Origin of the sequence: Lysinibacillus sp. NPDC093197 (genome assembly GCF_044754025.1) — a bacterium.
Classification (GTDB): Bacteria; Bacillota; Bacilli; order Bacillales_A; family Planococcaceae; genus Lysinibacillus.
Genome location: NZ_JBIVOH010000008.1, coordinates 106,031 through 118,620 on the forward strand (window position 1 = coordinate 106,031; position 12,590 = coordinate 118,620).

The window sequence follows — 12,590 nt, forward strand, 5'->3', positions numbered from 1 at the left end:
TGGAATGGTGCCAAAAAATATAATTTCTAGGGTTGAGAATTTTTCTCAACCCCAGTTTTATAACTACAATAAGATATGGACAAAACCTTTTATATTAGCGATTATCGTTGTTATTATTTTAGGCATTATATCACTGTTTACTGGAGTTTATGATATACGTGGACAAGAGGATGGAATGGAGATGTTTTTCATAACTCGTGTTCCAAGAACTGCTGCATTAATGCTAACTGGAGCTGCAATGTCAATGGCAGGGCTCGTAATGCAACTGATTACACAGAATCGTTTTGTTGAACCTACTACAACAGGGACAATTGAATGGTCAGGTTTAGGGCTGCTTCTTGTTTATTTATTATTTCCTGCCCCGACTTTAGTTCTAAGAATGACTGGGGCAATCATTTTTTCTTTTATAGGAACAATGATTTTCTTTTTATTTTTAAGAAGAGTTAAACTTCGCTCGTCTTTAATTGTTCCGATTATTGGATTGATGCTTGGAGCGGTCATTTCTGCAGTATCCACTTTTATGGGACTCCTTTTTCAAATGACGCAAAGTATTGAAACTTGGTTTGTGGGTTCTTTTGCGGCCGTTCAGGTGGGAAGATATGAATATTTATGGCTAATTGTGATCGTTACGTTGCTTATTTTTATTTATGCAAATCGATTGACTTTAGCTGGACTAGGGGAAGACATAGCAACAAGCCTCGGCGTTAATTACAATAGGATTGTTCTTTTTGGAACTGCCCTTATTTCTGTTGCAGTTGGAATTGTTGCAGCTGTTATTGGTAACTTACCTTTCTTGGGTTTAATTGTCCCGAACATTGTTTCAATGTTTAGAGGTGATGATCTTAGGAGTAATTTGCCTTGGGTATGTGTGATAGGAATGGGGACTATAACTGCATGTGACATAATTTCCCGAACAATAATAATGCCATTTGAAGTACCTGTTTCATTAATACTAGGAACAGTGGGGTCAGTCGTGTTTATTACTATTTTATTGAGACAAAGAAAACCTAGGAGGCTACGATGAACACATTGGATTATAGAAATAAAGAAAATGTCGAAATCGATGCTAGCCTTCACAATGAAAATAGATCAGCTAGGGCTTTTCGTACTAAGAAGGAAGAAAGACGTTATTGGGTTTTGCTAATAACATTGATTGCGTTGGGCATCCTTTCTTCATATGGTCTTTTAGTTTATAACAATCCAGTTCCGATAGATTCGCCTTCTTTTATCCCAGTTGTTATGAGAAGGATTGTAGCGCTTGTTGCAATGATTATTGCTGCAGTTTGTCAGAGCTTGTCGACTGTCGCTTTCCAATCGATTACGAATAATAGGATAATAACTCCGTCGCTTTTAGGTTTCGAATCACTTTACTCAACAATTCAAACGAGTACAATATTTTTCTTCGGTGCTAGTGCATTGATAAATTTTACTGGAATCGGATCATTTTTATTTCAAGTTGTTGTCATGGTTGTGATGAGTTTGATACTTTATGGATGGTTACTTTCGGGTAAATATGGGAATTTGCAACTTATGCTTTTAGTTGGGATTATTATTGGTACTGGGTTAAATTCTGTGTCGACTTTCATGAGAAGACTACTTGCACCTTCTGAATTTGATATTTTACAAGCAAGATTGTTTGGTTCTGTTAATAATGCAGATTCTGCATATTTTCCTATTGTAATTCCTATGGTAATAATTGTAGCAATATTACTGCTTGCTCATTCTAAAAAACTAAATATATTGTCACTAGGAAAAGATGTTTCTACTTCATTTGGAGTTAAATATCAATTTAGTGTAATTTATACGCTTGTATTAGTTGCTATTTTGATGTCAATTTCAACAGCTTTGATTGGACCGCTAACTTTCTATGGCTTTTTAGTAGCAACTTTAAGTTATCAGGCGGCATCAACTTATGACCATCGATATATTTTTCCAATGGCTCTTGCTATAGGATTTTTGATAATAACGAGTGCATACTTTTTGATGTATCATGTATTCCATGCTCAAGGTGTAGTTTCAGTTATTATTGAATTATTTGGTGGAATAATATTTTTAACTGTAGTTTTAAGGAAGAGGGCTTTATGATAAAAATTGATAATGTTAAAAAGTTCTATACTGATAAGGTGAAAATAGGACCTTTGGATATTGAAATACCAAAAGCAGGATTTACTTCTTTAATTGGACCAAATGGTGCTGGAAAGTCTACGACACTTTTAATGATTGGAAGACTCTTAGAGATGGAAGAAGGTCAAATCCAAGTGGCGAATATGGATATTTCTGAAACCAAATCAAAAGACTTAGCAAAAATTTTGACTATATTACGGCAAGAAAATCATTTTGTAACTAGGCTTACTATTAGACAACTAGTCGGGTTTGGACGCTTTCCTTATTCAAAGGGGAGATTGACTAAAGAGGATGAGGTTATTATATCTAAATATATCGATTTTTTAGACTTAACGGATTTAGAGAATAGATATTTAGATGAGCTTTCTGGAGGTCAAAGACAAAGGGCATATGTAGCAATGGTTTTATGCCAAGAGACTGAATATGTACTTTTGGACGAGCCTCTGAACAACCTTGATGTTGCTCGTTCTGTTCAAATGATGGAGCATTTGAGACGTGCTGCTAATGAATTTGGAAGAACAATTCTGACTGTTATGCATGATATAAATTTTGCAGCCAAATATTCTGATAGTATTTGTGCTATGAAAGATGGACAAATTGCCGCTTTTGGAACAGTAGAAGAGGTTATGGACTCAAAAATTTTGACTGATATTTTTGAAACAAAAATAGAAATTATTGAAGGTCCTTATGGGCCAATCGCTGTTTATTAGCTTCAATACTTGCAAAGATTATAATAGCTGAAGCTGCTGTCTGTATTTTATAGGCGGCAGCTTTTTTAAAGTGGGTAGTATTGCAATCTAGAAGAAGTAAACGAATACAACAGATGAACCATTTACTGTAGAAAATCATTTCATACAGTAGGTGGTTTTTTGCTTCGCGGAAAAAGCGTGTGCTATCGCGGAAAAAAGTGCTCGAATCGCGGAATAACGATGTGCAATCGCGGAAAAAAGTGCTCGAATCGCGGAAAAACGGTGTGCAATCGCGGAAAAAGGTATTCGAACCACAGAAAAAAGCACCAACCACAAAAAGCTCCTCCAATTGTATGGAAATCCCGTCCCTTTTGGATTACATCGCATTCACGGATGAACGCCTATTTGAACAAAATTTGCGCCTCATATTATAGAAAATGGGTAAACGCATTAACTTGCTTCAGCACAAGTCCTTCACTTCTATAAGTGAGGAATGTTTGCCACAAATGTACTTCACGGCCCCAACAGATGTCACAAATTTTGAGAGGATCTTTTCGAGCAGGCTTGAAAAAATCTAGATGCAATTATGCCAAGGCATTATTGATAGGAGGGAAATCATGCATTGGATAACCATCATTTTGATTGGTATAGCTGCCAATTTAGATAATCTAGGGATTGGCCTTGCCTATGGGGTTAAGCGAGTAAAGATACCGATAATATCGAACGCAGTCATTGCTATCATTTCAATGATTGTCACTTACGTGGCAGTGACGGCTGGTAGTACAGTAGTAGAGTATATTTCTCCACACACGGCCAATCTTTTAGGAAGTCTTTTGCTGTGTGCTATTGGGGTATATACATTATTCTCTAATCGTCTTTCCAAAAATGGCATCGCGAAAAATCCTGAAGTGTTTGATGAAGATAAAAATCATATTATTTCAATTAGAGAGGCAATGACACTTGGATTTGTTTTATCAGCGAACTGTTTTGCAGGCGGAATCGCTATTGGAGCAAACGGTATTTCAGCTATATGGACGGTCATCTCGATTGGAACCTTTTCTTTTATAACTGTGGGAGTGGGAATTCATTTTGGTGCCCTTCTTTCAAAAACATATATTGGCGTGTACTCCACAGCAATTTCAGGATGGTTATTAATCTTAATTGGGGTGTTTGAAGTTTTTGCTAAATAATAAAATTGAGGGATATTACTGATGTTTAACAGTAATATTCCTTTTTCATTGAGGTAAATTTGACATATTGAGGACGTTTTTGGATTGCTAGTTGACATAGTAAGGTATCAGAGATTATTCTTTGGTTATATAGTGTAATTGAGAATTATTTTCGTTTTCATTTTCATAATATTGCTTTCATGGAAATATTGAGAATATTATTCGTTTCAATTATAATGTTTAATGGAAAATAAATAAAAATTTTCCATAATTATCGAAGGAGGCGTGCAACACATGAAGAAAATAATGATGTTGGTCATGCTAGTTAGTATGGTTATTTTTAATTTAGCGTTACCACATGCATCTGCTCAAATGGCTGATGGCACATATTCTGTAAAATATCAGGTCAATAAACCGGATAGCAGCTCTGCGTCTATTGCGAATGATTATTTCGTAAAGCCAGCTAAGGTGACAGTAAAAGATGGTACAGCTACTGTGCAAATTACATTAAAGAATAGTGCTTGGATTACTAAATTCCAACCGCCAGGGGGAGCAGCAGTTGTTAGCGAAGATAAAGCAGCTGATACACGTGTTGTACAATTCACTGTAAAAGACTTATCAAAACCAGTTGTAACATCTATGAAAATTGATATCGATGATATTAATTATCACCATGAATATAGCGTTTCACTAGTATTTGATGCAGCGGTATCAGGAAGTTCAGCAGCAACAACAACAACAGCAACAAATAATACGAAAACGTCAACAGCATCTGAAAGTCAAGTGTCTAATCCACAAACAAGCGATGCGATGCCTTATTTGTTATTAGTTGCATTTGCAGGATCAGCATTTTTACTTTATAGAACTAAATACAAAACAAAAATGGAGGGTCAATAATGACTAAAAAACGTCAATCTCGCGCAACAAAAATCGTACTCGCTTCATTATTAGCAGCATCACTTTCAGTTCCAACATTTGCATCAGCAAAGGTGGCTGATACAACAACGACAACTATATCTACAGACGTAAAAGTGGAAGCTACAGCTGAAACAAAAGAAGGGACAGTTGTAAAGTTCCAAACGTTTAAACCTGGTACAGAACAAGCAGGATACATGGATAAATATTTTGCTGGAACAGGCTTACTTGTTGAAAAAGATGGTACATACACAGTGAAACTAACGATCCCAGCTCAATTCGCTGCAATGATTCCTGGTTTCCAAGTAAAACAAGGCGATAAATATGTTGATGCGACAATTGAAAAGCAACAAGATGGTTCAAGCATCGTGTCATTCCCAGTAGATCCAAAGGTGAAAACAGCAGCAAAAGTACATGTAGTTGTTTCACAAGCTAACATGGATACATGGTATGACTTTGATTTCCAACCAGTTGCTACAGATGAAGTAGCAGAACCGACTGAGGAAGTAAAAGAAGAGCAACCTGAAAAAGAGGAAACAGTTGTTACTGATGAAGCTGTATATGAAGGTACTGTAACAGTTTATAAAGATGGTACTAAAGAAGAATCAATGATGAAAAATTATATTAGTCCTGCTATAGCTGTTAGTGAAGTAGATGGCGGTTACGTTGTAGGTATGGTATTCCCTAAAGGTCAATATGTTCAATCATTTAAAGTAGACGGTAAAGACGCTGTATTAGAAGAAGAAGATAAAGAAACAAATGAACGTATTTATACTTTTGAAGTGAAAGATTTAAAAGCACTAACAAATGCACAGATTCATATTATCGTAGATGAGCCTGCAGCAGGAGTTAAATATGATTCAGTTCATACAGTTCAATTTAGCTTTAATGTAGACTTAGACAAACCAGTAACAGATACTGAAGAAACACCAATTGTTAACCCGTTTAAAGATATTGATAACAACGAAAATAAAGAAGCAATCTTAAATTTACTTGCTTATGATATTATTGTTGCGCAAGATAAATTCAATCCAAATAACAATTTAACACGTGCTCAATTTGCATTAATGATTGCACGTACTTTAGAGTTAGAACCTACTGAAGTTGCTGGTTTCCAAGATATTAAAGGCATCGAAGCAGAAAAAGCAATTAACGCTCTTGCTGAATATGGTATCGTAGAATCACGTGAAAAATTCAATCCAAATGGCATTTTAACACGTCAACAAGGTGCATTAATGATTTACCGTGCAATCCAAGCTGTCACTGAAGGCGACTTAAATGTTGAAATTTCATTACCTTATGCTGATGTAGCGACAATTGCGAATGATGAAGCGAAAGAAGCATTCTCATTACTTAACAAAGAAGGCATTATGACAGGTTCTGTTGCTAAAGATGGTAAAACATACATCAATGCAAACAAACCATTAACACGTGGTCAAATGGCAAAAATTTTAAATAACTCTTTACAGTTTTTCTATGAATTTGAAGAATAAGAATAATTAGTAAACAGCAACTTCCTTTCTCACTTTGATGAGGAAGGAAGTTACTGTTGCTTCTATAGAAATTGGGGGTATTTGATGAAAACATACAATAGAAAAGGAGTCTTTTTATTAGCTCTTATTAGCGCTATTATCTTGGTGTTTATCCCTCAATTGCCGTTACATGCACAAGCTGAAGTAGATAGGTCATTAGGAAATGGGAGCTATCAAGTTGAACTAAGTTTTTCATCCCTTGATGGAATAGAACAAAACAGATTTTTCAATGAAGAAGCAACACTCAACGTAAAGAATGGCAAATATACATTGTCTATGACAATTAATCATCCATATATTTTACAAGAGGTACATATTGAACAGACGGAAAAAACGTTTTCATCTATTTTGAAGTGGACTGAAAATTTAGTTCAGTTTGATGTAAAAGATTTAAAAGAGCCTATTATGATAAAAGGTCTTTTGGCTTCTGAGTCAGAAGAGGATAGTTTTCAATTTGCACAGGAACTTCGCATCATATTAAAAGCACCCATCGAAGAAAATGAACAAGGTACTATAATAGAAGAAACTACACCTGAAAAAGAATGGTCGATTGATTACATATTGTACGTTGATGGAAAAAAAGAGCAATCAATTATGAATACATATGTCAATCCAGTGGCCAAGATGATAAAAAAAGACGGCAGTTACTATGCTCAGATGACCATTTTAAAATCTGCTTGGGTAACGGGGTTAACAGTAGATCAACGAGGGCAACAGGCAGAACCAACGCTTGTATCCGATGTGGAAAATGAGAGAATTGTCGAATTTGAAGTAGTTGATTTAGAAAAACCACTGCGCATGTGGGTACAGGTAGATATACCGGAGATTGCTTATCATCATCAATATTTTGTTGATTTACAATTTGATGAACAACAAGTGGCGAATATTTTAGAAAAGCCTATAGAAACGGAGCCTCCTAAGCAAGACATAAACGTGAAGCCTCCTGTCGTCAATAGTGACAAAATAGAGAAGCCATTAGAGAAAAAAACAGAGGAACCTATAACAAAATCCAACAGCATTTCATTGCCAAAAGTTCAACCTCCTTTCACAGCATTAGTGGAAGAACAGTTAGCTTTTGACCGTACACTTGATGCAAATACTGAAGAAGTAGTAGAAGAAGAACCTACTGTAACTGAAGAAGAAAAGCAACCAAACATTGAGCAGGCTGAAAACAAAACGAATATAGATCAGCAACTTGCCCAGTTAGATAAAGTGAAAATTGTATTGTTAGTGTTGATTTGTATTTTATCGGGCTGGTTACTCGTTCGTCGCTTTAAAAATTCTAAAAATAACTAGGAGGTGACTATATGTGCAAAAAACAAAATAACTGGTTGGCATTGATAGCGCTTATGACCGTATTTTTAATTGCTGGTTGTAGCGGTGGGAGCGATCAAGCAAAGAATGAAGCATCTACTAACAAAGAGGAAGTTACAGTAACAGCAAATACACCAAGTGAAAATCGGATTATTGCAGGTACAGTTGTTATAGCTGATATTTTAGATAAGCTAGAGCTTGATGCTATCGCAGTACCGGAAACTGAAAAAGAGTTAGCGAAACGCTTTGAAGGTTTACCTACAATAGGGAATGCTATGGAGCCTGATATGGAAATTGTTAAATCATTAACTCCTACGGATGTATTATCAGTGTCAACATTACAATACGATTTAGAAGATAAATTCGAACAATTAAAAATACCTGTGAATTTTTTAAATTTCCAAAGTGTTGATGCGATGTTAGCTGAAATTAAAACGTTAGGTGAGCGTTATGATCGTAAGGCTCAAGCCGAAGAATTATTAACGGGGCTACAGAAAAACATTGATGCCATACAAACTGTTGCTGCTAATAAAGAAGGACCTCGTGTTTTAATTTTACTTGGTATTCCAGGCAGTTACTTAGTAGCAACTGAAAACTCTTACGCTGGGGATCTTGTCAAACGTGCTGGAGGAATTAATGTGATGGAGGGGCAAGAAGCAGAGTACTTATCATCAAATACGGAGTACTTGCATAATAGCAATCCTGATATTATTTTACGTCTATCACACGGCATGCCCGACGAGGTTGTCAAAATGTTTGATGAAGAATTTAAAACAAATGATATTTGGAAGCACTTTGACGCAGTGAACAATGGTAAAGTGTATGATTTGGAAGAAGAATTATTTGGTACTACAGCTTCTTTACAAGCGCCACAGGCTTTAGGACAGTTGATGGAAATTTTTTATCGCTAATAAGTAAGTTGAAATTGTCGCTCGTATTGCAGGATAAACCTTGCCATAGAGCGCTTTTCTTATATTTCTTGTAGCACAAAGGATATTACATATTACTTTTCGTTCCAAAGCAACCGTAGTGAGCGAATCTTTAAATGAAGTAAAGTCGAAGCAATCGCAACAATGGATGCGCACACTCTGTGCAAAAATATTGTGCGGAATATGATGAGAAAAAGGAATCCGATATGACTAAAAAAATAATAAGTTTTGCAATGGTAATATTGTTGTTGCTTGTTTCGATGGTTTACTCAGCAACGACAGGTAGTATTAAAATGGGCTTTTTTGAATTTATAGGGGCGTTGTTTGAAGAAGGGAATAGCCAGATGGAGGCAATACGTGATTTGCGATTTCCTCGTATTCTAGTCGCATTATTTGCTGGGGCTGCGCTTTCTGTTTCAGGCGTATTATTGCAATCAGTAATGCGTAATCCGCTAGCAGACGCGGGTGTGATTGGTATTTCATCAGGTGCAGCATTTGTACAATTATTTATTATTTCATTTTTTCCAGCTTTATTTTTCATGACGCCGATATTGGCGTTTATAGGTGGGGCATTTGCTTGTGCGCTAGTGTTTGCCTTGTCATGGAAATCGGGATTGAGTCCACTAAAATTAATTTTAGTAGGGATTGCGATTAATGCGATGTTTACTGGTCTAACGGAAGCATTTTTAAGTTTAGGTGGCTCATTAAATACAGCTGCTTCTAGTGTCGTCGGATCAAATTTAACGATGCGTACATGGAAAGATGTTTCGACCATTGCAACGTATGGAACGATAGGCTTGGTTGCAGCATTTGCGTTATATAGCTGGTGTAATCTTCTCGTTCTACAAGATAAAACGGCAAAGAGTCTCGGTTTTAACGTAGCACGTGCTCGTTTAATTATTGCAGCTGTAGCTGTATTATTATCAGCTGTGTCAGTTGTTGTAGCTGGCGTTATTTCATTTGTCGGCTTATTAGTCCCACATATTGCCCGACGTTTAGTTGGACACGATCATCGAGTACTAATACCGTTTACGGCATTAGCAGGAGCCTTATTAATTTTAGTGGCAGATACAATTGGTAGAACGGTCGTTTCACCAATTGAAATTCCTGCTTCAACTATTATGGCAATCATCGGTGGTCCGTTCTTAATATTCCTTTTACGAAAAGAGTGAAGAAAATGGAAATGCACGACATTATCGTCTCTCATGATAATACACGTAATCATTTAGATGGTGTCTCAACGAGAATACGAAAGGGCAAAATCACAACGATAATTGGACCAAATGGCTGTGGAAAATCGACATTACTAAGTGTGATGTCTCGAAATAATATGCCGAAATCAGGTAATGTTTCTTTGGAAAACAAAGACTTAGTTCATTATAAGCAAAAAGAGTTTGCTAAAAAGCTAGCAATTGTTTATCAACAAAATGAAGTGCCAAAAGATTTAACGATTGAAAAGTTAGTAAGTTTTGGACGTCTTCCGCATAATACAATGTTAAAACGTAATCATGAGGAAGATGAAAAAGCGATTGATTGGGCATTAGCATGTACAAACTTATTAGAAAAGCGAAAAAATGATTTAGAAGCGCTATCAGGCGGTGAACGACAACGAGTATGGATAGCGATGGCATTAGCACAGCAATCTGAGATTTTATGCTTAGACGAGCCGACTACGTACTTAGATATTTATTATCAAATGGAGTTATTGGAGCTTGTAAAATCTTTGAATGAAGAACATGGCTTAACAATTGTTATGGTACTCCATGATATTAACCAAGCCATTCGTTACAGTGATCATATTATTTTGATGAAAGAAGGACAAATAATAGCTGAGGGCGCGCCACGTGACGTCATCACAAAGGAAGTTATTAAAGAAGTATATGGTGTTGAAGCAATCTTCAACGAAGATGAACAGCTCGGTCTTTATATGGTGCCTCTTGGTATTTAAGTTGGTGAAACGATGAAAAAATGGAAAACTAATCTATTAACAGTTTTATATTTGGCTATATTTTTATATGCTGGCTTTGCACTTGTAAAGTACGTCTACACGTACTATGAGTCATCAAAATCATTAAAAGAAGTACAAACGATTTATGCTGAAACATTGGCAACGATTCAAAAAGAAGTAGTTGATGAAGAAATATCGGATGCTGAAATAAAATCAAAATATACGATAAGACCTCAATTTCATGATTTACTAGCTGTAAATGATCGCATTGTTGGTTGGATTTCTGTAGATAATACAAAGCTCAACAATCCAATTTTACACGCGGATAATAATGAATTTTATTTGAACCATAATTATAAAGATCGGGAAAGTCGTGCAGGCAGTGTTTTTATGGATTATCGTAATGACACGCTCGATATAAGTCGAAATACCATTTTGTACGGTCATGCCATGAAAGATGGGACGATGTTTGGTAGTTTGAAAAATTACTTGAATCAGGATTATGCCAATGCACATCCTACAATTTATTTGGATACATTATATGAAGGTTATGATGTTGAAGTATTTGCAGCTTATGAAACAACTATTGATTTTTATTATATTGAAACAGAATTTAAAACGGATGAGGAATTTATTCAGTTTATTGGAGAAGTTCAAAAGCGTTCTACAATTGATATGAATGTAGATGTCGGACCAGATGATAAAATTATTACACTTTCTACGTGCAAAGATTCCGTAATAAGTGATGACCATCGATTTGTTGTTCAAGGGAAATTAGTAAAGCGATAACAGATAGAAGCTCGTGAATCGCCGATAAGAGTCCGCCTATCGCCGATAAGAGTCCGCCTATCGCCGGTAAGACATGAGAAATCGCCGATAAGAGTCGATATATCGCCGGAAAACCTTTGGAAAACGTCCGCTGTAGCCTTGTCTATGGTGATAAATATTCATAGAAATTAGTAGGAGTTAAGTCGATAAATAATTTTAAATAAATTACTTGACGTAAATTAATTATTAATATATAGTAAGTTACATAAAGTAATTGATTACTTTTAGTAACGGAAAATTAAAAAAGAAGCTCTCGAAGTAACTACATATGTTTAGTCCATTTATTTTTGGGTAACATAATTAGTGTAGTTACTTCATATTTTAACATATATCTCGAATTCGAGATATAAAACAATTCAAATTGGAGGAATTTAAAATGGCAAAATGGAATATCGATTTAGGACACTCAGCAATTAACTTTCAAGTAAAACACATGATGGTATCAAAAGTAAAAGGTGTGTTTGATTCTTATTCAGCTGATATTGAAGCAGCAGATCTTGCAGATTTAACTACAGCAAACATTAGCATTACAATCGATGCAGCAAGCATTAATACACGTAGCGAAGATCGCGATAATCACTTAAAAGCAGGTGATTTCTTTGATGCAGAAAATTACCCAAATATTACTTTTAAATCAACTAGCATTACAAAAAAATCAGGCGATGAATATGCATTAACTGGTGATTTAACAATTAAAGATGTTACGAAATCAGTTACATTTAATACTGAATTTAACGGTAAAGGTACTAACCCATGGGGTCAGGAAGTATATGGCTTCGAGGCAGAAACGACAATTAACCGTGAAGACTTCGGTTTAACTTGGAATGCAGCTTTAGAAACTGGTGGAGTACTTGTAGGTAAAGATATTAAAATTTCAGTTGAACTAGAAGTAAACCCTGCTTAATATTGCTATCCAGTGTTGTAAAAAAATAAATAATAATTTGTTAAAATCCGCTCGTCTTTCGTGGCAACGTCTGAGTTGGGTCGCTAGTTACCGCTTGCGATTCACTCGTCCGCTTGCTTGAAAGTTTGAGTGGATTTTTATTATTATTTAATTAAAAATAGAATGTTTACTTCGATTTTACCTTTCGTTGATAGTCTGTTAAAATAATCCAATAATAAGTTCCTTGCATATTTTTAGC

General features: G+C 35.6%; 12 protein-coding genes. All 12 read left to right on the forward strand.

The features are described from left to right. Positions 1 to 7: 7 nt before the first annotated feature. The 12 genes from ACIP9G_RS18500 to ACIP9G_RS18555 all read left to right on the forward strand — a co-directional run bounded on the left by ACIP9G_RS18500 (position 8) and on the right by ACIP9G_RS18555 (position 12,352). Complete coding sequence (locus ACIP9G_RS18500; protein ID WP_401021448.1) at positions 8 to 1,024, forward strand: ABC transporter permease; 1,017 nt, start codon at positions 8 to 10, stop codon at positions 1,022 to 1,024. Beyond that, complete coding sequence (locus ACIP9G_RS18505; protein ID WP_401021264.1) at positions 1,021 to 2,085, forward strand: iron chelate uptake ABC transporter family permease subunit; 1,065 nt, start codon at positions 1,021 to 1,023, stop codon at positions 2,083 to 2,085. The genes ACIP9G_RS18500 and ACIP9G_RS18505 overlap by 4 nt, the downstream gene beginning before the upstream one ends. Next, positions 2,082 to 2,834: an iron ABC transporter ATP-binding protein gene (locus ACIP9G_RS18510; protein WP_401021266.1), complete on the forward strand. Its 753-nt coding sequence runs from the start codon at positions 2,082 to 2,084 to the stop codon at positions 2,832 to 2,834. The genes ACIP9G_RS18505 and ACIP9G_RS18510 overlap by 4 nt, the downstream gene beginning before the upstream one ends. Before the next feature lie 596 nt (positions 2,835 to 3,430). Further along, positions 3,431 to 4,003, forward strand: a complete 573-nt coding sequence (locus tag ACIP9G_RS18515; RefSeq protein WP_340826221.1) for a manganese efflux pump — start codon at positions 3,431 to 3,433, stop codon at positions 4,001 to 4,003. A 273-nt stretch (positions 4,004 to 4,276) separates the two neighbouring features. Continuing rightward, a complete protein-coding gene (isdC, locus tag ACIP9G_RS18520; RefSeq protein ID WP_401021269.1) occupies positions 4,277 to 4,879 on the forward strand; it encodes a heme uptake protein IsdC in 603 nt (200 codons plus the stop codon). Beyond that, a complete protein-coding gene (locus ACIP9G_RS18525) occupies positions 4,879 to 6,390 on the forward strand; it encodes an NEAT domain-containing protein (RefSeq protein ID WP_401021271.1) in 1,512 nt (503 codons plus the stop codon). Before isdC ends, ACIP9G_RS18525 begins: the two co-directional genes overlap by 1 nt. 84 nt (positions 6,391 to 6,474) lie before the next feature. Continuing rightward, on the forward strand, positions 6,475 to 7,725 hold the full coding sequence (locus ACIP9G_RS18530) for an NEAT domain-containing protein (RefSeq protein WP_401021274.1): 1,251 nt from the start codon (positions 6,475 to 6,477) through the stop codon (positions 7,723 to 7,725). An 11-nt stretch (positions 7,726 to 7,736) separates the two neighbouring features. After that, positions 7,737 to 8,654, forward strand: a complete 918-nt coding sequence (isdE, locus tag ACIP9G_RS18535) for a heme ABC transporter substrate-binding protein IsdE (protein WP_340826216.1) — start codon at positions 7,737 to 7,739, stop codon at positions 8,652 to 8,654. Positions 8,655 to 8,878: 224 nt separating this feature from the next. After that, positions 8,879 to 9,844 (forward strand): FecCD family ABC transporter permease, encoded by a 966-nt coding sequence (locus ACIP9G_RS18540; RefSeq protein WP_401021277.1) that lies wholly within the window; start codon positions 8,879 to 8,881, stop codon positions 9,842 to 9,844. Positions 9,845 to 9,849: 5 nt separating this feature from the next. Continuing rightward, positions 9,850 to 10,620 (forward strand): ABC transporter ATP-binding protein, encoded by a 771-nt coding sequence (locus ACIP9G_RS18545; RefSeq protein WP_340826215.1) that lies wholly within the window; start codon positions 9,850 to 9,852, stop codon positions 10,618 to 10,620. A gap of 12 nt (positions 10,621 to 10,632) precedes the next feature. Further along, positions 10,633 to 11,409, forward strand: coding sequence for a class B sortase (gene srtB, locus ACIP9G_RS18550; RefSeq protein WP_401021279.1), 777 nt, complete (start codon positions 10,633 to 10,635; stop codon positions 11,407 to 11,409). Positions 11,410 to 11,824: 415 nt separating this feature from the next. Next, positions 11,825 to 12,352: a YceI family protein gene (locus ACIP9G_RS18555; protein ID WP_401021281.1), complete on the forward strand. Its 528-nt coding sequence runs from the start codon at positions 11,825 to 11,827 to the stop codon at positions 12,350 to 12,352. Positions 12,353 to 12,590 lie beyond the last annotated feature (238 nt).